The following is a 23,769-nucleotide window of genomic DNA, read 5'->3' as shown; positions in this document are numbered from 1 at the left end:
TATCACAAAATCTGTAAAAGAGGTAGAAAAATCCAATGCTTTTCCCCTCTAATTCACAGGATCCGAACGACACTTCTAGATACAAGATCAAACCTCTCTGGTTTTCACCAGAGAGGTTTTTTTGAGAGTGACTTTTTAAAAGAACGAAAGAATCCTGTAAAAGGCTTACTCTTCTTTCTTCTTACCAGCCAAGAGGAATCCGCCTAAGGCTGATAGGAGAACAGCTTCAGCTGCAAAGGAAGCTTCTAGGCTTGCCGTATTTGGTAAGTGTTCCGATTGACTTTCTTTGCTGGCATCTTTTGTTTCTTGCTGAACTGTTGGCTGTGAGTTCGCTCCTTGGTGGGCACTTAACAACTGATGGATCTCTTGATCAACCATATCCTTGTGTTCTTCCTCTTGATGACCCGCTTGAGTAGAAGTCGTTGGGGCCAACTGATCCACTTGAGAAGACTCTGTAGGCTTCAATGGATTAGCTGGATCCGGAGTCACTGGGGCAGCTGGTTGGACTGGTTGATTTGGTTGAGCTGGTTGAACAGGCTGATCAGGTTTAGCCGGTTCCTCTGGTTGGATCGGTTGATCTGGTCCTTCCGTTTGTGCTGGCTTATAGACAATCGCATAGTGAGTAAAGTGAGGAGCTGTAAAGATGACTACATCTCCAACTCTCTCAAAGGCCAAGGATTGAGGAGCTTGACCTTCTGGGAAGAAGAGAACTTGCTCCACTTCTTTATCCTTATCCACAGGGATTTTCACAAGGGATGGATGGTGGGTATCGATATCTTGACCGCTTGCATCCACGCCTTCAATATCAAATACGATTCCTTCTCGGCCCTTCAGCTCTTCTTTTTCTACCTGATTGGCTTCAACTTTTGCGACTTTTAGTCCTTTGACAACGGTTGGCTCTAAGTTGGAGAATTGAACTTCGACTCCAGTCGCAGGGTCTACAAAGACCGCTGGCTTATCTTCTTTCAGGAGCGCAATCAAGGTCTCTAGACCTGTCTTAGCTGTTTCAAGCGCTTCAGGAGTGAGCTCTGAAGAAGCTAGGAGCTCTTTATTTTTCTCAACCAGTGCCTGCAAAGCCTCTCCAGAAGGGTGATTTGGCTTGCTTGTTAATAGAGCAGTCGCTTCTGTTGTCAGAGCAGAGAGAGCTTCTTTTTCTTTTGTTAGATTGGCTTGACCATCCAAGGCTTTCAAGAGAGCGGTCAATTGGTTCAACTGCTCATTGACTTGATCTTGTGTGCTGGTATCATGCTCTTTCAAGACTTTTTCAGAAGCAGCCATTCCAGCCAGCAAAGCTTCTTTGACTTCAGGAGTCGCAAAAGTAAAGTCTACTTTGGCTTTTGCAGCTTCAGCTTCAGCCAATTTTTGCTTAAGGTATTCATCGTTGAGAGCTGGTTTTGGATTCACGAGGACATCAAAGCTTGTACTAGCTCCTTTGTAATGGACAGTTATGGTTTGACGACCTTCCTTGGTCGTATCAAAGCCAGTCACTTCAACCCCTTCATCTGTCAAGGCATGCGTTTCGGTCGTTTCATCTTCAAAGACGACTGTAAAGCGTCCACCCTCCTTCTCCAATGCTTCTCCGACAATATATTCCACTTTTGGTTTGTCGGTCAATTCTAGACCAGCAACTGCTTTTTCACCTGCTTCCTCTGCACTGACCACAAAAACAGTGAGGGTCTTATCCAATTTCTGACCAAGGTAAGAGACTTCTAGGTGTTGTTCTCCAAGCTTGCTACTGTCAAATCCATGAATCTCTACACCTGAGTTGGTGAGATTGACCAGTTGATCTGCTTGGCCATCTTTATAATGAACGCGGAGAGTCGCCCCTTTCAAGGAAAGGGCATCGCCTTCCCGGTAGACCTTCTTAGTCAATCCATCTTCAAATTGAAGTCCCGCAATTTCTTTATCATTCTTTGGAACTTCGATCGCCAAAACATTACTGATATCTTTACCAGGAACTTGTGCACGATAGTAAAGAAGAGACGGGGTTGATTCAAAAGCGAGCGGTTTAAAGATGAGATTTCCAGCTTGATCGGCTGTCATGGTCGCAATTGGACTAGTGGCTTCTTTATCGGCATAAAGAGTCAGAGTAGTATTAGCTGGGACATCTTTGAAACCGACTTGGACAAAATGATTACCTAGGTTTTGCGCTGCGGCATTTTTCATCGGAATGTTGACCGTTTCAGTATCCAGACTTTCATACATCTTCCAGTTGTAAATCCTGATGGCTTGCCATGGGGTGCCGTTATCTGCCGTAATGACATGGAGACGCCAGTCTTGAGCCTTGATTGGATGGTCGAGTGTAATGTCGGACACATGGGCTTTATTGCCACGAACTTCCTTAGCAAGCTTCCATTCACCCGCTTCATCCTTGTAGTAAAGGTCGAAGTCACGGGTATTCATCTTGCCATCGTCGACAGATTCTCCACCCGCACCGGCATGGTCCATGACCCAACGAACAATGGTCCGTGGTTGTGTCAAGCGAATATCGACGGTTCCACTCAATTGAGCAGAAGACCATTTATCTGAAAGACTGGTAATGGTACCATTTAACATACCTTCGATGCCTTCACTACCATCCGCATCTGGGAAGCTCGAACCGATCACTTTGGCTCCGATGACCACGTTTGGTGCTAGGGCTTTTGGAAGACTGGTATCTGACACGGTCATCCCCCAATCAAAGGCTACAGTTCCCGCATCCGAACGTTGACCGTTCTTCCCAACTGCCACAACCTTTAGTTCCTGAGTGGTTCCTTCAGCACTTGCTGAACGACTAACTTTTGGTAGATAGACGGTTGTCGCAGAAGACCCTGTTAAGAGACGCCAGTTGTCGCCATTTTTTTCATAGACTTCATAATAATCCGCATCTGCTACCCCTTTAAAATTGAGAACTGCTTCTGCTTCTTGCGCATTTTGTAGACGTTTTGCTCGAACGGTTACTTCTGCTGGAGTCGCTGGTTTCTCTTGGTTTGACGTAATCGACAATTGGCCGAGATTAAATTTGTAATCTTTAACATCCGTATCATGGTCAAAGAACATCTTTACAGCATAGATGGTCTTGCCAGCCAAACTTCCTAAATCAAAGGTTTGAGTAGACCAATCTGCACTCGGTGTCAATTCCTTCCATTCGTATTCAGAGTAGTCTTCTTTGGTGGCAACAGCTACCCAAGCAGCTGCACCGACTCCACCCTTGTGAGAGACGCTCAATTTGGTCTTTTCTGTCACTGGAATCTTGGTCGAATAGAGCATGACATTTTGACTGCTATTGGCTTTTAGATCTCCTTCAAAGGCCAGAGAATTTCCTCCATTGTAGGCTTGATCAAAATCATAACGACCTTTCAATGGCGCACTATCCTCACTATGCTCTACCCACCAACGCCATGTTGGAAGGTAGCCAGAAACAGAACGGTAGTTCCACTCCCCTTCTTTAGAAATCTTGCCATCCACAAACCAGTGTTTTCCGTGTCCAGTATTAAAGGAAGTATTGAAATCTTCACTAGTGATTGGGGTTTTGTCCACTACTAGATTAGACATACCGTACCAAGATTGGTCTGCTGGTTTTCCTTTAGTCGGATCCCCTTGGAAACCTGTCCAGAATAGATCTTCATGGGTATGGTATCCTTCTCCAGTCTTTCCTAGCCCTGTAATCGTATCTGGCGCATAAAGACCAAGGGATAGACGCAACTTGCCATGTTCATCTAAAATGGCATTCCAGTCTACATTAGTCTTATAAGAGCCTCCTTTTTGGAGCTCGAGTCCAGCTAGAACATCATAAGGATTCCGATGAATCCATTTAGCTGTGCTGATGGAATAATCAACTTCTGATTTGCCCCAGTTAAAGTTAGCAAAGAAGGTATCAACAGGATTTTCCCCATTTTCTGGCTGCATGAAATTGTAGTTGTATTCTCCCAGCGCATTCTCATGGTAACGGCCATATTCATAGGTCATAGCATCATACCAGGAATACTTAATCGGATAGTTGAGACTCTTCGCATATTCCTTGGTATAAAGAAGAAAATCTCTCAATTTTGGACCCAATGGTTCTACAAGATTTCCGGTTGTTTCTTGGTTGATAAAGTAACCATCAAAGCCATAGTACTTGGCAAGTTCGACTAATTTACGGGCGATCGGGAAGGTTTTAGAGCCTTCACTATCTTCTTTCAAGGTTTCTGCAAAATGTTCTTGATCCTTGATACTGCTAGACCAGTTATAAAAGAGTGTTCCATAAATAGGAACCCCATTTCGGTGGGCAGCATCGATCACATCTGCTGATGGAACCAGCCCTTCCCAAAAGACCATGGAATCCAAATATTGCCAGTAATCAAAAGCATAGGCCTTAAACTCTTCCCCGCCGACAGACGCATGATCCTTGGCTTTGGAGTTCATGTTTGACAGCGCTTGGATCTTCGCTTCAGGGTTGGCTTGTTCATTAATTTGTTTTCCTTGGAAACGACTCGCAAGTGGAACGCTTGCTCTGTTCATATCGTCATCCACTCGTTTTCCTGGTTCCCACTTCAAGAGATCGTCCCAGGTATCGAACTTAACTTCTTTGGGTCTTAATTGTTTTTCTTCATTGGTTGGTAAATCAGCCACTTTCTCAGCAGTAGCTTTCGGTTTTTCAGTCTCTGAAACAGCTGGAGTATCTGTAGTTGTCGAGCTAGCTTCTGTACTTGTAGGCCTAGCCTCTGGAGTGACCGCTTCTGCGGCTGGTTTTGCAGGATCAGCTGTAGGAAGTGCCGCATCTGCAGTATAGACACCAGCTTCTCTCACTAAATGATTGACGTCTTCGGTCGCTACTGAAGAGGTTTCTAAGGGTTGTTCACTAGTAGAAACCGCCTCATCTGCAGAGACAGCGCCTGTCCCTAAAAATGCTAACCCAATCAATGTGGAACAAACTCCCACACTGAATTTTCGTATACTAAATCGTTCTTTCTTTTCAAATAGATGACCTTTCATCTTGACCTCCTTGTATGGTTTTTTTCTTTTTCTTGAGCGATTTCCATTGGCTCCTTTCTCTACGACCTGTAATCGCTTTCATTTTCTTGTATTAGAAATCTCCAATCAAGAATAGGATACCCTAATCTATTTAGCACTGTCAATCTATTTTAGCAATTCCTATAATATGATGAGAAAGCCCTAAAAAAAGTACAAAAAAAGAGGAGGTTTCCCTCCTCTCATCATACGCATGAATTATTTAGCAATTTTTGCGAAGTATTCAAGAGTACGAACAAGTTGTGCAGTGTAAGACATTTCGTTGTCATACCATGAAACAACTTTAACCAATTGTTTACCGTCAACGTCAATAACTTTAGTTTGAGTTGCGTCAAACAATGATCCGTAAGACATACCTACAACGTCTGAAGAAACGATTGGATCTTCAGTGTAACCGTATGATTCGTTTGAAGCTGCTTTCATAGCTGCGTTCACTTCATCAACAGTAACGTTCTTGTCAAGAACAACTACCAATTCAGTAACTGATCCAGTTGGAACAGGAACACGTTGTGCAGCTCCGTCCAATTTACCGTTCAATTCAGGGATAACCAAACCGATTGCTTTAGCAGCACCAGTTGAGTTAGGAACGATGTTAGCAGCACCAGCGCGTGCACGACGAAGGTCACCTTTACGGTGTGGACCATCAAGGATCATTTGGTCACCAGTGTAAGCGTGGATAGTAGTCATCAATCCTTCAACAACACCGAAGTTATCTTGAAGAGCTTTAGCCATTGGAGCCAAGCAGTTTGTAGTACATGAAGCACCTGAGATAACTGTTTCAGTACCATCAAGAATATCGTGGTTAGTGTTAAATACGACTGTTTTAACATCTGATCCACCAGGAGCAGTGATAACAACTTTCTTAGCACCACCAGCATGCAAGTGTTTTTCAGCAGCTGCTTTAGTAGCAAAGAAACCAGTTGCTTCAAGAACGATTTCTACACCGTCGTTAGCCCAGTCGATTTGTTCTGGATCGCGTTCAGCAGAAACTTTAACGAATTTACCGTTAACTTCGAATCCACCTTCTTTAACTTCCACAGTACCGTCGAAACGACCTTGAGTTGTATCGTATTTCAACAAGTGTGCAAGCATAACTGGATCTGTAAGGTCGTTGATGCGTGTAACTTCAACACCTTCTACGTTTTGGATACGACGGAAAGCAAGACGTCCGATACGACCGAAACCGTTAATACCAACTTTAACTACCATTCGTGATTTCCTCCTTATGAAAATCAAAAAAATTTTTTGTGAAAAGAGTAACTTGACACAGCGCCAAACATCTTTTAACAGTCTCTATTATATACTTTATTGCATTAAAAAGCAACTATTTCCCAACGAAAAGCAAGATTTATCATAGATCACCACCTCTTTTATTAAAGTTTTTCACAAAGTCTTGATCGATAGGAAAAGCGCTATTTTACTTGTACTCACTTTTGGAACAAAGAAAAACTCTTCCCAAAGTGGGAAGAGTTTTTAAGCATTGGTAAATTAAGCTTCACCTTTAGCTTTTTTAATGATTTCTTCTTGTACTGATTTTGGTACATCTTCGTAGTGGTCAAATACCATCATGAAGGTACCACGTCCTTGAGTTGCAGAACGAAGGACAGTAGCGTAACCGAACATTTCAGCAAGTGGCACATAAGCACGAACGATTTGGCTTGCACCGTGTGCTTCCATACCATCTACACGTCCACGACGAGCAGTTACGTGACCCATAACATCCCCAAGGTTTTCTTCAGGAACTGTGATGGTTACAAGCATCATTGGTTCAAGGATAGCTGGTTGTGCAGTCTTAGCAGCTTCTTTAAGCGCAAGAGATGCAGCGATCTTGAAGGCAGTTTCAGATGAGTCGACATCGTGGTATGAACCATCGTAAAGCTTAGCTTTCACGTCAACCATTGGGTAACCAGCAAGGACACCGTTCGCCATAGATTCTTGAAGTCCTTTTTCTACTGCAGGGATGAATTCACGTGGAACCACACCACCGACGATCGCATTTTCGAACTCGAATCCTTTACCTTCTTCGTTTGGAGTAAATTCGATCCAAACATCACCAAACTGACCTTTACCACCAGATTGACGTTTGAAGAATCCACGTGCTTGTGTAGAAGCGCGGAATGTTTCACGGTAAGATACTTGAGGGGCACCAACGTTAGCTTCAACCTTGAATTCACGTTTCATACGGTCAACAAGGACATCCAAGTGCAACTCACCCATACCAGAGATAACTGTTTCACCAGTTTCAGGGTTTGTTTCAACGCGGAATGTTGGATCTTCTTCAGCCAATTTTTGAAGGGCGATACCCATCTTGTCTTGGTCTGCTTTAGATTTAGGCTCAACCATCAATTGGATAACTGGTTCTGGAACTTCGATTGATTCAAGGATGATTTTTGCTTTTTCATCTGTCAATGAGTCACCAGTTGTAGTATCTTTCAAACCAACGGCAGCAGCGATATCTCCAGAGTAAACTGTTTCGATTTCTTTACGAGTGTTGGCGTGCATTTGAAGGATACGTCCGATACGTTCACGTTTACCTTTAGAAGTGTTCAAGACGTATGAACCTGAGTTCAAGACACCTGAGTAAACACGGAAGAATGTCAAACGACCTACAAATGGGTCAGTCATGATCTTGAAGGCAAGAGCTGCAAATGGCTCTTCATCAGATGCTGGACGTTCTTCTTCTTCGTCTGTATCTGGGTTTACACCCTTGATTGCAGGGATATCAAGTGGGCTTGGAAGGTAGTCAAGGACTGCATCCAACATCAATTGAACCCCTTTGTTCTTGAAGGCAGAACCACAAAGTACTGGGTAGAATTCAACGTTGATTGTAGCTTTACGGATACCAGCTTTCAATTCTTCGTTAGTGATTTCTTCCCCTTCAAGGTATTTCATCATCAAGTCTTCATCAGTTTCAGCAACTGCTTCAACCAATTTTTCACGGTATTCTTGAGCTTGTTCAAGGTATTCAGCTGGAATATCTTCTTCAAGGATATCTGTACCAAGGTCGTTCGTATAGATTTCAGCTTTCATCTTGATCAAGTCAATGATTCCGCGGAAGTCATCTTCAGCACCGATTGGCAATTGAATTGGGTGAGCGTTTGCTTGAAGACGGTCATGAAGTGTGCTTACTGAGTAAAGGAAGTCAGCACCGATTTTATCCATCTTGTTTGCGAATACGATACGAGGAACTCCGTATTCAGTTGCTTGACGCCAAACTGTTTCAGTTTGAGGTTCAACACCTGATTGTGAGTCAAGAACGGTTACAGCACCGTCCAAAACGCGGAGTGAACGTTGAACTTCGATAGTGAAGTCCACGTGTCCTGGTGTGTCGATGATGTTTACACGAGTGTCTTTCCATTGAGCTGTTGTAGCGGCAGATGTGATGGTGATACCACGTTCTTGCTCTTGCTCCATCCAGTCCATTTGTGACGCACCTTCGTGAGTTTCACCGATTTTGTGAATCTTACCAGTGTAGTAAAGGATACGCTCAGTTGTAGTTGTTTTACCAGCATCGACGTGAGCCATGATACCGATATTACGAGTTTTTTCAAGTGAAAATTCGCGTGCCATGAGGTTTGTTTCTCCTATATTTTTTATTTCTATATTCTATTATAACATGATTTAATAAAAACGGATAGGCAGGACCTACCCGTTTTCAGTGTTTTCATGCTAAGTTTTGGTTCCAACTTGTAAGAAGAGTTGAATTGGGTTCAAGAGCTGACGAAGCTTAATTGAACTCGGGCTAAAAGCTCAAGTTAACTGATTTGAACCCGAGCGAGGCCCGGTGCAAAAAAGATAAACTGCTTTGTGTTCATCGAACACTGCATCAGTTTCCTATTTTTGCCTTGGGCCTTTGCCGCTCTTAGTATCATTTTCTTACCAGCGGAAGTGTGCGAATGCACGGTTAGCTTCAGCCATACGGTGAGTATCTTCACGTTTCTTAACAGCTGCACCAGTGTTGTTCGCTGCATCCAAGATTTCTTTTGCAAGACGATCAACCATTGTGTGTTCACCACGTTGACGAGCGATTGTTACCAACCAACGAAGTCCAAGTGTTGTACGACGTTCTGGACGAACTTCAACTGGGACTTGGTAGTTAGAACCACCGACACGGCGAGCACGTACTTCAAGTACAGGCATGATGTTTTCCATAGCTGTTTCGAATACTTCAAGAGCATCGTTTCCAGTAGCTTCTTTAATTTGTTCGAAAGCTCCGTAAACGATTGAAGCAGCTGTACCACGTTTACCATCAAGCATAACGCGGTTGATAAGACGAGTAACTAATTGTGAATTGTAAAGCGGATCTGGCAATACATCGCGTTTAGGCGCACGGTTTTTACGACTCATTTTTCTTTATCCCCTTTCCTTATGCTTTTGGTTTTTTAGTACCGTATTTAGAACGGCCTTGTTTACGATCGTTTACACCTGCAGTATCAAGTGCTCCACGGACGATATGGTAACGTACCCCTGGAAGGTCTTTTACACGTCCACCACGAAGAAGAACCACGCTGTGTTCTTGCAAGTTGTGTCCGATACCTGGGATATAAGCAGTTACTTCGATCAAGTTGCTCAAACGTACACGGGCAAATTTACGAAGGGCAGAGTTAGGTTTTTTAGGTGTCATTGTTCCAACACGAGTTGCAACACCACGTTTTTGTGGTGAAGAAACGTTTGTTTGAACTTTTTTATGACTGTTGTAACCAACGTTCAAAGCTGGTGATTTAGATTTTTCTACTTTTGATTTACGCGGTTTGCGAACCAATTGGTTAATTGTAGGCATCTACATTCTCCTGTGAAATTTTTTATTTTTGGTGATGGTACACTTGGTGACAGCTACCATCTGTGTGTACTTTTGCAACATTTGTCAGCACGTCCCTGTACACTCTTGAGAGACCAAAAGTAAAAAGTACCGTCTATTATTATAACATGACGGCACTTTGATTGCAAGATGTTTTTTTATTTTTTAAAGAAGTCGAAAAAGTTCATTATTGACCAGCTTCAGCAGGTACTTCTGCCCCTGCATCTGCAGCCGGAGCATACTGTTGTTGCTGTTGTGGTTGAACTGTCGCATTGGCTCCAGCTACTCCAGCATTGGTATTAGCGTCTGTTTGAGTCTGCTGCGTTGCCGCTGTGTCACTCTCATAGGTCAGTCCATAATAGTTAGCGATGTATTGGATACGGGCATCAAGCGATTGCTTTTGAGTCGCATCTTTGACTTTCTTCACAGCAGCTTGGGCAGCGTTCACAGAATCTTGACTTGGCGTTGTTTCCATTTGAACGACTGCTTTTTCAGCAGCTTCTGTATTTTTCTTTTCTTCCTTCTTTTCTTTTTCTTCCTTTGTTTCCTTTTTCACTGGAAGGGATCCTGTTTTTTTAGCAGGTTGAATTTCTGTCGTTACCTGGGCAGCCGTATTCTTTTTAACGGTATACAAGCCAGCTACCAAAATAAAGGATAGAGACAGAACTGTCACCAAGCGAATCCACAAAGGACTATTATCAAATCGATCTAAAATTCTTTTCACTTTTTGATCCTCCTTTGTTGCTCTTAATCAAAGATATTCCCAACTTCGACACTCAATTTATTTTCTTTTACATCGATGTTGGTCACGCGCAATAAGGATTTGTGTTCAAAGAATTCACGGTCGGTTGCAGCATTATCCGCAAAGACAGCTACCCCGGCTAATTCAGAATCGAATTCAGCCAAGAGGCTGACCATCCCGTTAATCGTTCCGCCACCTTTAAGGAAGTCATCGACAATCAAGACCCGGCTTCCTGCTTTTAGGCTCCGTTTTGAAAGGAACATTTTCTCAATGCGATCCCCACTTGAGCCTGAAACATAGTTGACACTAACGGTTGACCCTTCTGTGATTTTCAAATCACGACGGACAATGACGAATGGAACATTCAAGACATTGGCCACTGCATTCGCTAAAGGAACTCCCTTGGTCGCTACGGTCATGACAGCATCAATCTTCTTATCCCGGAAGGCTTTGGCAATGATGCGGCCGATCCGATTCAAAATCTTTGGATTGCTCAAAAGATCAGACAGGTAAATGTAGCCACCAGGAAGGATACGATCACTTTCAGACAGTTGCTTGCAAAGATCTTCGACGATTTCTTTGGATTCTTGATCTGAGATAGACGGTGTAAAGATCACGCCTCCACCAGCTCCTGTGATGGTCTCAATATTTCCGATTTCCATCTCTTCAAACGCACGCTTAATGATCACGATATCTTCTGAGATGGAAGACTTGGCAGACTCATATTTTTCCGCAAACGTATTGAGGCTAGTCAATTCATAGGGATGGTTGATCAAGTAATTAGAAATCACGACCATCCGTTCACTTCTTCTTAATTTCATTTTCTCACCATGTAGTTTTTTCTATCATTATACCATAAGAACAGAAAAAAACGAACATTCTGATTTACAGAAGGCCGTTTTTTCCTGATTATTTCATTTTTGGCAGAATCATTCCCGTATTTCTCGCTGTTTTTACTAGTCGAGATTCGGTTTATAGAAGGAACGATTTTCCATAGCAAAGATTTTATTGGTCATTTCGCCAGGACCAATTAAGCCAAGTGCTGTTGTCATCATCATCATTTCCGCATCCAAATTATCGATCATATGAATAATCTCTGCTTCCATGATTTTTGGACGAACGGGACTACCGTATTCGAGCAAGCCATGGTGACTCAAGATCACATGGCGAAGGACGATGACTTCTTCTTTTTGATCATCAATCTTCAAGTCTTGCAAGACCTTGGTGATTTCTTCATCGATCAGTGCAATGTGGCCGATGAGGTTGCCCCGAACAGTGTATTCTGTATTCTCAGGGCCCGTCAACTCAATCACTTTGGCCAAATCGTGTAACATAATCCCTGCAAAGAGCAAGCTCTTATTCAACTGAGGATAGATATCTCCGATACTATCTGCCAAGCGGACCATGGTCGCTGTATGATAAGCAAGACCTGCTTCAAAGGCATGGTGGTTGGTCTTAGCAGCTGGATAACTATAAAACTCTTTCTCATATTTCCCATAGAGGGCACGGACAATCCGTTGCCAGACTGGATTTTCAATTTTGAAAATCATGTTTGACAGGTATTCATGCAATTCCTTGGGATCTACTGGTGGTTTTTCCTTAAAGTCAGCTGGATTGTTGGGCTCTCCTGCTTGGGGCAAGCGCATGTTTAATTGGTTGACTTGCGGAGTATTATTGTAAACTTCTCGACGTCCAGACATATGGACCACGCGCCCAGCCATAAAACTCTCTACATTGTGAGGTTGGGCATCCCATAGTTTACCTTCGATTGTACCGGTCTCATCCTGGAAGACAAAGGCGAGGTAGTTTTTCCCGGCCCGCGTTTGACGCACTTCTGCTGACTTGATTAAATAGAATCCTTCGAACAATTCATCTTTTTTCATTTGGCTAATTTTGACCATCATCTTCTCCATCTTCTATATATACATCTAGTCCCAGCAGGTCCTCATCGCTTTCGATTTGGCGGAGTGTCCGCTCGATGGCACTGGTCCGTCTGGTTAGCAAATCATCAATATTATTGGAAGCATTCTTTAAATGGCGCTGAGTCTTGGCCAGAATCCCTCCAAACTTATGGAATTCTGATTTGACCGATCCCAACACCTTGCTAATGTCATCTGCACTCTTTTGGATGTTGAGCGTTTTAAAGCCAACAGACAAGGAGTTCAAGAGGGCTGATAACGTACTTGGCCCAGCCACTAAAATTTGTTCGTCCCGACGCAAGCGATCGAAGAATTCTGGATTGCGAACCACTTCGGAATAGAGGCCTTCAGTTGGCAAAAAGAGAATTCCGAAATTAGTCGTCGCTGGTGGAAAGAGGTATTTTTGTTGGATATCCTTAGCAAAACGCTTGATACTAGCAAGAAGGGCCTTGCGGTAACGCTCGATCTCCTCTTTCTCTCCTGATTCATAAGCTTCTTCCAGACGATAGTAGTCTTCCAGTGGGAATTTAGAGTCAATTGGCAGATAGACTGGCTCCTCTCCTTGCCCTGGAAGCTTAATGGCATACTCCACGCGCTCACTGGATTGGGGAACGGTGACAAACTCCCGCTCATACTGGGCTGGGGTCAAGATATCTTCAATAATTTGGCCCAGTTGCAATTCGCCCATAATCCCACGCGTCTTGGTATTGGAGAGAACTTTATTGAGGGTTCCAACATCTCGCGCCACCGTCTGCATTTCTCCCAGCCCTTTGTTGACCGATTCCAATTGTTTTGAAACCGTCTCAAAGGAGGTCTGCAAACGGTGCTGCAAGGTTTTCTCCAATTTTTCTTCTACCGTTTGGCGCATCTGTTCTAGCCGCACTTCATTGGACTCTTGGATCTGGCGCATACGCTCATCTGTTTTGTCCCGATTTTTAGTAAAGTGCTCATTCATCTCAGCGCGCAGAGCCGTCGTCTGCTGGTGGATCTCCACTCGCATCTCGGTTAAGCGATCTGTCAGGGCGATCTCTAACTGCTGATTGGCAATCTGGTTTGCTTGTCTTTCTTTTTCAAAACGATAGTCCAACTGGTCTGTCAAATGATCCTCATGGTCTTCCAGCATCTCTCGTAAAGCCGGTCTTGTATCATCTGACCGTTGCAAGAAATAGATGAGGAGGCCCAGATTGAGCAGGCCAATCAGAAGCAGAATGATATTCATATTAACCTCTGTCTTTACTATAAACAATGACAAGATAGCCACGGTTAAGACTCACTTGAATCGGTTGATCCAAAAATTCGTTGGAGCCATACATGGCCTTCAAAAAATAATTCTCCTGATGGAGCGGATACTTGGCCCCTGTGATCTCTAAGTGGCCTTGTCCGACAGGCATAAAACCAACATAGGACATGGCAGGATCTGGCTGAATCTCATGGCAACCAGCTGGTCTGTAGATCAAGCGATTTTGACCGTCGACTAATTGGATCTGCTCCATGTAGGGAGCTAGGTCTGGATCGGTCGGCAAAAAGATATTGGACAAAAAGTGATCCAAGCGACCGCCAAAGGCACCATAAACGGTGACAGCAGCATCTGGATAGGCCTCAAAGGCTGCTTTCAAGGCCAATTCCAAATCCGTATCGTTCTTTTCCGGGACGGATTGAACAACTTGCTTGGCTTGGGTTCGGATCTTGCGCAAATCGGTCTCAGAGACGGAATCGAAATCTCCCACAGCTATATCTAAAGGCAGACCTTGTTCCAGTAACTTCAAACAGCCACCGTCGACACCTACGTAAAGCTCTTGATCTTTTGGCAAGAGCGTGCTGTCACCTCCTGCCAGTATTGCGATGTTACCCATTTACAGCATCTCGGAGCGTTTGAACGCGCTCATTGACCTCCCCATTAAAGACATAAGAGCCCGCTACAAAGACATTGGCCCCGGCTTCTTTTGCTTGGGAAATACTTTGAGCATCAATTCCACCATCCACTTCGATATCAAAGTCTAAACCTTTTTCTTCACGAAGAGCGACTAATTCGCGCACCTTGTCCATGGTTTCAGGCAAGAAGGCTTGGCCACCGAATCCTGGATTAACGGTCATAACCAAGACTTGATCCACCAAGTTCAAGACATGTTTGATACTGTCTACAGGAGTCCCTGGGTTGATCACGACACTAGCCTTCACACCCGCTTGACGAATTTTTTGAAGAGCTCCGTGGATATGAGGAGTAGCTTCCACATGGATGCTGATGATGTCAGCACCTGCACGGGCAAATTCTTCGATATGGTGTTCGGGATTGGTGACCATCAAGTGGCAATCAAAGACCAACTTGCTATGCGGACGCATGCTCTCTACGACACCAGCTCCAAAGCTGATATTGGGCACAAAATGGCCATCCATGACATCGATATGGGCATAGTCAGCTCCAGCTGCTTCTAAGCGTTTCAATTCACTTTCAAAATTGGCATAATCTGCACTCAAAATTGAGGGTGCAATTTTCATTGTTTTCATCGTTGTAGTGTCTCCTATTTTGGCATTTTTTTCGAAACTTTTTTATAGGTTTCGCGACGGTTTTCAATCTCACTTAGAAATTGCAAGTAATCCTCATAACGGAAAGGCGCAATTTCCTCTCTTTCAACGGCTGGTTTCACCGCACAAGCGGGCTCATGCGTGTGGGTACAGGTACGAAATTTACAAGAGTGGCTCACATCGGCGATCTCTGGGAAGGCTTGATTTAAGTCTTCGCTGGTCGTCACTTCATAATCGAGGGAGGAGAAGCCAGGCGTATCTGCGATCTTTCCTCCATTTAAATGGTAAAAGCTGACAGCTCGGGTCGTGTGTCGACCGCGCCCCAGACTATCTGAAATCTCACCCGTTTCAAGCTCCAGATCCGGAGCGATTTTATTGAGCAAGGTCGATTTTCCTACACCGGTCTGTCCCATAAAGACCGTGGTTTGATTGGTCAAAAGGGGCAAGAGTTCCTCAATCGACAAGACAAAGTCGTAGCCAATAGCCTGATAGATTCCTTGGTAGTAGTGGATGTCTTCCATATCTTCTAACAAGTCCAGTTTTGAAATATAGACAATGGGATGAATCCCCTTGTGCTCCAAAAGAACCAGAAAACGGTCTAAAAGATTGGCATTGAAATCCGGCTCCTTCGCTGACATGATCACTACTGCCTGATCAATATTGACAATAGGAGGACGCACGAGGCTATTTTTTCGAGGCGCAATGCTCAAAATGTAGCCTTCTGAATTCTCTTCAGCAGAGAACTCCACCTGATCCCCCACATAAGGAGTCTGTCCTTTTTTTCTAAAATTTCCACGAGCCCGTGTCTGGTAAATGTGACCGTCTGACTCCACGTAGTAGAAGCCAGCCAAGGCCTTGACGATTGTTCCTTGCAAATCGCACTCCTTTGAGATTAATACTATCTATTATACCAAAAAATGAGAAATAAGGCTGGATTGCTTGATAATAAAAAACGAAAAGTGAACCTCTCCGAACGCTTTTAGAAATGAATAGGTTCGTTTTTTAAACGGATAGAAACAGAAGACGGAGTATCCGTTATGACTTGTCTTTTAGCAGAATTCGGGAAAGGGCACCTTCCTTTTTTTCCTTGGCATTTTTCCTAAAAAGTGTATAATAGAACTATGCGGAGGTGGTGGAACGGCAGACACGCATGCTTCAGGCGCATGTGCCCCTTCGGGCGTGAGGGTTCAAATCCCTTTCTCCGCATCTTGGAAAGGTGGCCCAGCTCGGTACGGCACCGGACTCGAAATCCGGCAAGTGGATTTTATTCACGCGCGGGTTCAAATCCCGTCCTTTCCTTACGATACAAATAAGCCATAGGTTATAACCTATGGCTTTTCTGTTATTTTATTCCTGCTTCTAGAAGGCCATCTGCTAGGCGAGCGAAGTCTTCTAAGCTAAGAGCTTCTCCTCGTACAGAAGGTTGCAGGCCTGCAGCTTGGATTCCTGCTTCCAGCTTGGTTTTGATTTCTTCGGTCTTGCCAAAGCGACTGGTCAAGTTGTTCCAAAGTGTTTTGCGGCGGTGGACAAAGCTAGCCTTGCTGACAGAGAAGAAGAAATCTTCATCCTTGACGGCTACTGCTGGTTCTTCGCGACGGACCATCTTCAAAATGGCAGAGTCGACGTTTGGTGCTGGCACAAAGACGGTGCGAGGTACAATAAAGGCTACCTTAGCAGTCATATAGTATTGGACAGCAATGGATAACGAACCATAAGCTTTGGTGTTGGGCTCAGCTGAGATGCGGTCTGCCACCTCTTTTTGCATCATGACCACAAATTCTTGGAAAGGAATCTTGGATTCGATCAAGTGCATGAGGATGGGAGTCGTAATGTAGTAAGGAAGGTTAGCCACCACCTTGATCGGAAGGTCTGGATTTTTAAACTCTGCGATGTACTGGTTGAGATCTACCTTGAGGATGTCTTGGTTAACAACCGTGACATTGTCAAACTCCCGCAAGGTATCCGCTAAGATGGGAACCAAACGGTCGTCAATTTCAAAGGCCATCACTTCTGCGGCATTTTCTGCCAAAAACTCAGTCAGAGCCCCAATTCCAGGACCGATTTCGATGACATTGACTTGCCTATCAATCTCAGCCGTATCCACAATTTTTTGAAGGATGTTGGTATCGGTCAAGAAGTTTTGACCGAAGGATTTTTTAAAGGTAAATCCGTGACGCTCCAGCACTGCCTTGGTCACGCTATAATCTGCAATTCTCATTTTTTCTCTTTTCTAATCAGTTTAGGGGTAAAGGATCCCCTCTACTTCCGTCTTAATAACTGGCCATCGCCTCTTCGACTTGGGCCAAACAAATTCCAAACAACTCCAAGCGTTTGATCAATTGCTTGCCATTGCAGTAGCCGATGCGCAAGGCTTCTCCTAAGTATTCTCGTCGTTTGCGACTATCGCTTCCCATCAAAAGACCGAGACGCATCAAGTCGGTCTTTGTGATATCAAAGAAATTTTCATCTTCGTAAGACCCGACCAGTCCAGCTAGGGCTTTTTCTAAGTCTTCAAAACTGGCATGCTCCACTCCCAAGGAACGCCCCTTAGTCTTGGATTTAGGCACTGCTTCGCCACGATTTAAAAAGGCATGTTTGGCCTGGGGCACCTCTTGCATAATGATCTTGCGAATGCGCTCGCCATTGTAGTCTGGATCGGTAAAGACAATGACCCCACGCAACTCCTGCAAGGTAGCAATTCGTTCCAAGTCATCTTGATCGATCGCAGAACCTCGCGTTTCATAGGTATCCACCTCATAAAAACGACGGAGATTAGCTGTGTCGTCCTTGCCCTCCACGACAATCACTTCTGGTATTTTTCTTTTCTCAGTCAAGGCCAAATACCTTTCTTGCATTGTCATAGGTTGCCTGAGCCACTTCTTCTGTTGTTAAGCCACGTAGTTCTGCAATAAAATCTACCACATAACGAGTGTAGGCTGTTTTATTTTCCCGACCACGTTTGGGAACTGGTGCCAGGTAAGGGGCGTCTGTTTCAACCAAGATCTTCTCGAGCGGAAGGCCAGCTGCCGCTTCTTGGACATCTGTTGCCTTCTTAAAGGTCACCACTCCAGAAAAAGAAATCATCATTCCCAAATCCATGAAGCGTTTCGCTTCTTCTAAACTTCCTGAGAAAGAATGCATGATCCCACCGCAAGGACCGACTCCTTCACTCTTGATGATGGCATAAGTATCTTCTAAAGCATCACGTGTATGCACCACAAAAGGCAAGTCCAACTCTTTAGACAATTGAATCTGACGACGAAAAACCTTTTCTTGGACATCTTTTGGTGACGTCATCCAGTGGTAATCCAGACCGATTTCTCCGAGTGCGACAACTTTAGGATGTTTTAGCTGTTCAAGTAAATAGGCCTCCACTTCAGGAGTATAATCTCCCGCCTCAGTGGGGTGCCAACCAAGCGTGAGATAGAGTTCTGGATGCTGGTCTGCCAACTCCATGGCACGCTCAATCGTCGGTTTGTCAAAACCAACGATATTGTGGGCTACAACACCCATTTCCTTGGCCAAGTCGAGCTCTTCTTGTTCTTTTCCTGCGAATTCTTCCACATTGAGATGGGTGTGGGTATCAAAAATCTGCATGATCTTCCTTTTCTTCCGAGTTTTTCTTCTTTCTATTATAGCAGAAAGCGCCTCTAAATTCACTTTCGGACAAAACAAAAACCAGTAGTCTCGAGTTTCTACTGGTTTTTAGGTTTTTATCTGAATTAGGCAGCCAAAACTTTGCGTCCTTTACGACGACGAGCTGCCAATACGCGACGACCATTTTTAGTTGCCATACGGTGACGGAAACCATGTTTGCGCGCACGACGAAGTTTACTTGGTTGATAAGTACGTTTCACGATGAATACCTCCTCATAGATTTTGTATTCGTTTAGCCGGCTAGTTGTGATCAGTTACTAAACATACTTTACTATTCTATCTGATTCGACTCTATTTGTCAATAGCTATGGCAAAATTGTTGCAAATACAGGTTGGAGAAAACCTTTCTACACCTGACGGGTTGCCAAGTAATAGGGTTCCAGAGCCACCAGCGCCTCTTGCAACTGTTCCAGGATATCCTCAAGAGAACCTTCCTCGACTAGAGAAACATCGTATTTGACGAGGACCTTACGAACCGCTCCGTCTGCTACTGCTTGTAACAAATCATGGCGATTCTTTTCTGTTCCCTCTACCCTTTGACTCTCTCCATTTTTCTGGGCGAAATAATAAACTGGCTGAGTGATGGGAAGGGTGAGAACCATGTGTTGTTTTTGAAGGCTGTGCTCATCTTTTTTTCGCTCGATAAAACTCACCTCTAAGGAAACTCCAAAATTAACTGCATCTCCATAGAGCCTCAAGGCAAACATAGGCTCTGCCATCGTCCCTTCTCCTTTTAGATAGGCCCAAAAATGAGGCCGCAAGACCTGGGCCTGGTTCATCCATTGACTGGTCCGATCTTGCTCCAAGTAGGGGTGGCGCTTCTGAAAGGCTGAGACTAAATCGGTGAATTCCTTACGAGCCGCTTGAGCTAGGGCACGATACTGCTCCATCTCTGAGGCTAGCACCCCAGCCTTTGCTGGGGCCTGGTAGTGAATTCCTTGAAGCTTTAAAAACTCTCGAATCGCTGCAAATGCCATTTGCTTCCTTTCTAAACCTAAAAAAGGAGAGATCGGCTCAATCCCGTCTCTCCCTTATGGGAAATAATAGCTAGATTATCCTTCGATGTCTACCACCACGTAACGGTTTGGTTCTTCCCCTTCAGAGTAGCTAGTGACTCCTTCCATCTTAGAGACGATCCGGTGAATGATTTTGCGTTCACTGTTTGACATCGGATCTGTCTGTTGGGCTTGCCCATCTTCGAGGGCACGTGTTGCCAACTTCTGAGCATAGCTTTGAAGAACTTCTGCCCGGTGTTCTACATAGTCATTGACATTAATGGTAATGTAAAAATTCTTTGAGTAGCGGTTATAGAGGTAATTTTGCGCCAAAAGTTGAAGAGCCTTCAAGACTTTTCCGTGGTAACCAATGACACGTCCTGGCTCATTGGTATCAATTTGCATATTGACCGTACGGCGGTTGTGACTGCTTGAGATGGCCGCATCCACATCCATTTCATCGACCACGGTTTGAACATAGGCTGTCACATCATCTACGACTTCTTCGATGTTGTAGTTTTCCTCTACCTCGATACCAAGGTTTGAGAAATCAGATTCGCTTGATTCTTTTGTCGCTGGTTCTTTAACTTTTTCAAGGATATGTTCATGTCCTTTTTCTTCAAGAACGGTATCTGCTTCTTTGTCATGTTTCAGGATTTCTGTCTTGATTTCTTCAGAGACAACTTCTCCTTCTTCTTCGACCTTTTTGATCGCTGCAACGACGCGTCCGAGATCGACCGTTGCTTCGCTCACCGTCTTCACCGGTTCGTTTTGCGCATTGATCTCATCTGGGACACCTTTGACAGCTTTTTGATTGGCTTTCACAACAGTTGTTTCTGCAATCGGCTCAATCTCTACTTGGGCTGGTTTTTTCCCAAACAAGCCAAGAAAACCTTTCTTTTCACGCGCTACAACCGTAATATGTGCCTTCATACGAGGAATATCTAAATCGTTCAGACCTTTTTGAATCGCTTCTTCAACAGTTGCTCCAGTATATAGGACCATATGTCCACCTCTTTCTTATTTTTTCTTTTTCTGTGCTTTGTTTAGGGCACGGCGTTTTTGTTTTTCCATGTCGCGCGAAGCTTGTTCTTTTGCTTCACGCTCTGCAATAATCTTGAAGGGGTTGTTCAAGAGATAGGTTTGCCCGACTTGGTAAGCATTGGAAGTCACCCAGTACAGTGCGACCCCGCTGGCTGAGAACAAGGCAAAGAAGAAGATCATCACAGGCATCACATACATCATGGTTGTCGCACTACCATTGCGCTCTGGCATGGCTTTATTGGTCAACCAACTGCTGAAAAATGTGAAGAGTGCTGCAAGAACTGGCAAGATATAAGTCGGATCGATCGCGCCAAGGTCCAACCAGAGAAAGTGACCGACTTTAAGGAATTCGACACGGCTCAGCGCTTGGAACAAGGCCATCAAGACCGGCATCTGGATTAAGAGAGGAAGGAAGGCTGAAGACGTTTTGACACCTTTTTCCTTGTAAAGGGCCCGCATCTCTTCGGAAAGCTTGGTCCGACTATCAAGATCCTTCCCAGGATACTTAGCTTGCAATTCCTTGAGGAGGGGTTGAATTTCCTGCATTTTGCGGGTTGAATTCATTTGATATTGGAAGAGAGGCAAGAGGACCGTCCGTATGACAATGGTAAAGACGATAATCCCTACACCGATACTTCCGCCAAAGGACAAGAAGCGGATGGCTTCTGCAAAGAAGTAGACGAAGCGTTCCCAACCACCTGTCGACTGAGCTGTCACTTGAGAGGTTCCACAAGCTGTCAAGACCAATAAGGCTGCTCCTAATAATCCAGTTAACTTCAGTTTCTTTTTCACATTATTCCCTTTCTTGGTAGACATGCGCTAATTTTAAGACATGTACAAGATTTTTCTCTACTTGATGAAAGTCGAGCTCCTCCACTCCTTTACGAGCAATGACAACAAAATCATCGGTCGTAAGGAAGGCTTGGTGTTTGATCAAAACATGGCGAATCAAACGTTTGATGCGATTTCTGGTCACAGCATTTCCCAGTTTCTTACTAACAGACAGGCCGACTCGAAAATGCGGTTGGTCTTTGCGCAAGCGGTAAACAACGAATTTCCGATTGGCAACATTTTGACCACTTTTAAAAATAGCATTAAAATCTTTGTCACGTTTGACGCGGTAGCTTTTTTTCAAACCTCAACTCCCTCTTTTAAATTTATTCTATTATACCATATTTTCAAAAAAAACCAATCTCACTCAGGAAATCGGTTGCTACTTAAATACAGATAAAAGTAAAGGCAAGGTGTAGTAAAGATTGAGCAAGATATGAGCTAAAATAGGAGAAAGGAGCGTCTTGCTCCGATAATACAGGATCCCAAAAATCACACTCGGCAGGAGATAGATGATAGAAGCTCCCAGCGAAAAGGGATTGTGGAGAAAATGTAAGCCACTGTAGATGAGGGCTGGAAGCCAAATCTCAGCATAGAGTTTCCAGCCTTTGAAGTAGGCATTCACCAAGGCTCCACGAAAGATCAGCTCTTCTGTCACTGGCCGGATGATAACCATTGCGATCACTAAGATTAGCACTCCTGTGGGGCTAATTTCCCGTGGAAACAGACTCAAAACAGCTGCCCGTCCTTGAACAAAACCACTGATGAAGTAGTCCAACCAGTAAACCAAGCAGGCCGCAAAAACGGCTTCTATCAGAGCTTGAAGAGGATTCTTCCCCAGCTTAAACTGCGCTTTTTTAGAAAAACGATAGACCAAAAATCCTGTAAAGACTGCATAGAGGCCTTCTAGGCCAAATAAGGTCCAATAATAGCTATTGGCGCTTGCTACACTATTGGAGACATACTGGGCCAAGGGGCGAAATTGAGGCCGAACATAAAAATAAAACAAGAGCAGAAAGAGGGGATACAGCAGTGAGAGCTTTCCTTTGATGAATTTCATAGATACCTTTCCTATAAAGTCTGACAAATCGTATAGTGCATCTTACCATAATCGTGACAAGGTTTCAATGAAAAAGGATGCCTTCCTACTCTCTGAGATAGGCCACATAACCACCTAAGACAGCGACTAAAATCAAGAGACAAAGAAGAGTTTCCAGCCATACGAGAGCTGTCAAGAAAGGTAGTTGCAACAAGCCTTGGGCCATTTTCAAAGAGGTCGCTGTGATAACTGTTGGAAAGGTCAGAGCTGAAAAAGCAGGTTGAAAACCTTCTGTGATCATTCTCGGTAGGCGCGTCAAAACAAAGAAATAAAAACCTTGCGAGGCCAACACCATGATCAGTAAGAACCAGACAGGAAGGCTTGCTCCACCCACACGAACCAGGGCTGCTAAAAGAAGGGAAAAGGGAGCACAATAGATGCCTTCTTGGCCCAATAGATGACTGGGTAAAGGGGACTGCTTCAAATCATGATAGATAAGGGGATAAAGAAGAAAGGTCAAACCAAAACCAATCACTAAAGCGAGATAAGCAATCTCTCTGATTCCTACAACTGGATAAGTCAAGGCTGCTACTGCAATGCCCACATAGAGAACGGTCCAACTGGGAGTGGCATTGGCTCTTGGTCGCGCTAGGACATGTGTCTTGGTAAAATAGAGAATTAAGCCCAGATCCAAGAGAAAGGCAGACCACCAGACCAACTGTGATAGACCCCCAAAGGCTGGAAAGAGGCGCAAAAGATAGGTGGATAGAATCATCCCTGCCATGGGAAAAGTCGCCATCCCAGATAAAAGGGCTGGTTGTTGGAATTCTATCTTGGTTTCTTGCCAGCGAATCGCATGATAAACGACAAAGAAAAACCAGAAGAACAAACCTGTCAGACTAAAGGCGTGAGCAAGGAAGGGTAGCGAGTCTGCAAGAAGGTTTCCAGCGCCAACCAGTCCTAACAGACATCCTGAAAATACTAAGGGGATCTTTTTCATCGGAAGCTCCAATCATGTTGTCGCTTTCAGTATACCATAAAAGAGAAGGAAGCAGGATAAAAAAAGAGAGTGGGACAGAAATCGGTAATTCGTTAGAATTCGATTTCGTCGTCCCACCTCCGCACAGTTGAGTAGGGGTGTAAAAGCTGATGAAATCAGCGTAGTAGAGCCCACTCAACCACTGCGTCTTGCTCGACAATCCAAAAATAATTGAGAGGCTAGGACTTTT

General features: G+C 44.3%; 22 protein-coding genes and 2 tRNA genes. 2 read left to right on the top strand and 22 right to left on the bottom strand.

Annotated elements, in window-relative coordinates:
* Positions 1–165 precede the first annotated feature (165 nt).
* From QM870_RS04755 to rsgA, 12 genes are all read right to left on the bottom strand, one after another.
* The gene (locus tag QM870_RS04755) at positions 166–4,956 is read right to left on the bottom strand and encodes an endo-beta-N-acetylglucosaminidase (protein ID WP_414368829.1); all 4,791 of its coding nucleotides are present in this window, start codon (positions 4,954–4,956) and stop codon (positions 166–168) included.
* Between the two features lie 234 nt (positions 4,957–5,190).
* A complete protein-coding gene (gene gap, locus QM870_RS04750) occupies positions 5,191–6,201 on the bottom strand; it encodes a type I glyceraldehyde-3-phosphate dehydrogenase (RefSeq protein ID WP_003003093.1) in 1,011 nt (336 codons plus the stop codon).
* Positions 6,202–6,480: 279 nt separating this feature from the next.
* Positions 6,481–8,562, bottom strand: a complete 2,082-nt coding sequence (gene fusA / locus QM870_RS04745; RefSeq protein WP_003003071.1) for an elongation factor G — start codon at positions 8,560–8,562, stop codon at positions 6,481–6,483.
* 306 nt (positions 8,563–8,868) lie between these two features.
* The gene (rpsG, locus tag QM870_RS04740; protein ID WP_003003105.1) at positions 8,869–9,339 is read right to left on the bottom strand and encodes a 30S ribosomal protein S7; all 471 of its coding nucleotides are present in this window, start codon (positions 9,337–9,339) and stop codon (positions 8,869–8,871) included.
* Between the two features lie 19 nt (positions 9,340–9,358).
* Positions 9,359–9,772, bottom strand: a complete 414-nt coding sequence (gene rpsL / locus QM870_RS04735; RefSeq protein ID WP_003003125.1) for a 30S ribosomal protein S12 — start codon at positions 9,770–9,772, stop codon at positions 9,359–9,361.
* A gap of 205 nt (positions 9,773–9,977) precedes the next feature.
* On the bottom strand, positions 9,978–10,514 hold the full coding sequence (locus QM870_RS04730) for a hypothetical protein (protein WP_414352937.1): 537 nt from the start codon (positions 10,512–10,514) through the stop codon (positions 9,978–9,980).
* A 23-nt stretch (positions 10,515–10,537) separates the two neighbouring features.
* The gene (gene purR / locus QM870_RS04725; protein ID WP_003012466.1) at positions 10,538–11,353 is read right to left on the bottom strand and encodes a pur operon repressor; all 816 of its coding nucleotides are present in this window, start codon (positions 11,351–11,353) and stop codon (positions 10,538–10,540) included.
* 135 nt (positions 11,354–11,488) lie between these two features.
* Positions 11,489–12,433 carry a 3'-5' exoribonuclease YhaM family protein gene (locus QM870_RS04720; protein WP_061591429.1) on the bottom strand — a complete coding sequence of 315 codons (945 nt, stop codon included), beginning with the start codon at positions 12,431–12,433 and terminating at the stop codon, positions 11,489–11,491.
* The gene (locus tag QM870_RS04715; protein WP_414368827.1) at positions 12,420–13,670 is read right to left on the bottom strand and encodes a DNA recombination protein RmuC; all 1,251 of its coding nucleotides are present in this window, start codon (positions 13,668–13,670) and stop codon (positions 12,420–12,422) included. The genes QM870_RS04720 and QM870_RS04715 overlap by 14 nt, the downstream gene beginning before the upstream one ends.
* 1 nt (position 13,671) lies before the next feature.
* Positions 13,672–14,304, bottom strand: a complete 633-nt coding sequence (locus tag QM870_RS04710; RefSeq protein ID WP_414368825.1) for a thiamine diphosphokinase — start codon at positions 14,302–14,304, stop codon at positions 13,672–13,674.
* On the bottom strand, positions 14,297–14,956 hold the full coding sequence (gene rpe, locus QM870_RS04705; protein ID WP_023919231.1) for a ribulose-phosphate 3-epimerase: 660 nt from the start codon (positions 14,954–14,956) through the stop codon (positions 14,297–14,299). The genes QM870_RS04710 and rpe overlap by 8 nt, the downstream gene beginning before the upstream one ends.
* A gap of 14 nt (positions 14,957–14,970) precedes the next feature.
* Positions 14,971–15,849, bottom strand: a complete 879-nt coding sequence (gene rsgA, locus QM870_RS04700) for a ribosome small subunit-dependent GTPase A (protein ID WP_031573894.1) — start codon at positions 15,847–15,849, stop codon at positions 14,971–14,973.
* Positions 15,850–16,097: 248 nt separating this feature from the next.
* On the opposite strand from rsgA, the gene QM870_RS04695 reads away from it, so the two are divergent.
* Together QM870_RS04695 and QM870_RS04690 are read left to right on the top strand one after the other, a co-directional pair.
* Positions 16,098–16,180, top strand: a tRNA-Leu gene (locus QM870_RS04695).
* Positions 16,181–16,184: 4 nt separating this feature from the next.
* Positions 16,185–16,273: transfer RNA gene (locus QM870_RS04690), tRNA-Ser, on the top strand.
* Positions 16,274–16,316: 43 nt separating this feature from the next.
* Here the strand turns inward: QM870_RS04690 and rsmA are convergent.
* The 10 genes from rsmA to QM870_RS04640 all read right to left on the bottom strand — a co-directional run bounded on the left by rsmA (position 16,317) and on the right by QM870_RS04640 (position 23,540).
* On the bottom strand, positions 16,317–17,192 hold the full coding sequence (gene rsmA / locus QM870_RS04685; protein WP_340280990.1) for a 16S rRNA (adenine(1518)-N(6)/adenine(1519)-N(6))-dimethyltransferase RsmA: 876 nt from the start codon (positions 17,190–17,192) through the stop codon (positions 16,317–16,319).
* Between the two features lie 52 nt (positions 17,193–17,244).
* On the bottom strand, positions 17,245–17,829 hold the full coding sequence (gene rnmV / locus QM870_RS04680) for a ribonuclease M5 (RefSeq protein WP_003008897.1): 585 nt from the start codon (positions 17,827–17,829) through the stop codon (positions 17,245–17,247).
* Positions 17,801–18,571, bottom strand: coding sequence for a TatD family hydrolase (locus QM870_RS04675; RefSeq protein WP_414368822.1), 771 nt, complete (start codon positions 18,569–18,571; stop codon positions 17,801–17,803). The genes rnmV and QM870_RS04675 overlap by 29 nt, the downstream gene beginning before the upstream one ends.
* 125 nt (positions 18,572–18,696) lie before the next feature.
* Complete coding sequence (gene rpmH / locus QM870_RS04670; RefSeq protein WP_003003086.1) at positions 18,697–18,831, bottom strand: 50S ribosomal protein L34; 135 nt, start codon at positions 18,829–18,831, stop codon at positions 18,697–18,699.
* Between the two features lie 147 nt (positions 18,832–18,978).
* Positions 18,979–19,608, bottom strand: a complete 630-nt coding sequence (locus tag QM870_RS04665; RefSeq protein WP_155167239.1) for a ribonuclease P — start codon at positions 19,606–19,608, stop codon at positions 18,979–18,981.
* A 75-nt stretch (positions 19,609–19,683) separates the two neighbouring features.
* Positions 19,684–20,631, bottom strand: coding sequence for an RNA-binding cell elongation regulator Jag/EloR (gene jag, locus QM870_RS04660; protein ID WP_195189325.1), 948 nt, complete (start codon positions 20,629–20,631; stop codon positions 19,684–19,686).
* Between the two features lie 15 nt (positions 20,632–20,646).
* Positions 20,647–21,462, bottom strand: a complete 816-nt coding sequence (locus QM870_RS04655) for a YidC/Oxa1 family membrane protein insertase (protein WP_003015944.1) — start codon at positions 21,460–21,462, stop codon at positions 20,647–20,649.
* A 1-nt stretch (position 21,463) separates the two neighbouring features.
* On the bottom strand, positions 21,464–21,805 hold the full coding sequence (rnpA, locus tag QM870_RS04650) for a ribonuclease P protein component (RefSeq protein WP_003002960.1): 342 nt from the start codon (positions 21,803–21,805) through the stop codon (positions 21,464–21,466).
* Between the two features lie 78 nt (positions 21,806–21,883).
* On the bottom strand, positions 21,884–22,561 hold the full coding sequence (locus QM870_RS04645; RefSeq protein WP_003002966.1) for a CPBP family intramembrane glutamic endopeptidase: 678 nt from the start codon (positions 22,559–22,561) through the stop codon (positions 21,884–21,886).
* Between the two features lie 85 nt (positions 22,562–22,646).
* A complete protein-coding gene (locus QM870_RS04640) occupies positions 22,647–23,540 on the bottom strand; it encodes a TDT family transporter (protein WP_287303157.1) in 894 nt (297 codons plus the stop codon).
* Positions 23,541–23,769: the final 229 nt, after the last annotated feature.

Source organism: Streptococcus parasanguinis (genome assembly GCF_047463195.1).
GTDB classification, from domain to species: Bacteria; Bacillota; Bacilli; order Lactobacillales; family Streptococcaceae; genus Streptococcus; species Streptococcus parasanguinis_R.
The sequence above is the reverse complement of the archived record's forward strand: the minus strand, read 5'-3'. Positions and strand labels throughout refer to the sequence as shown.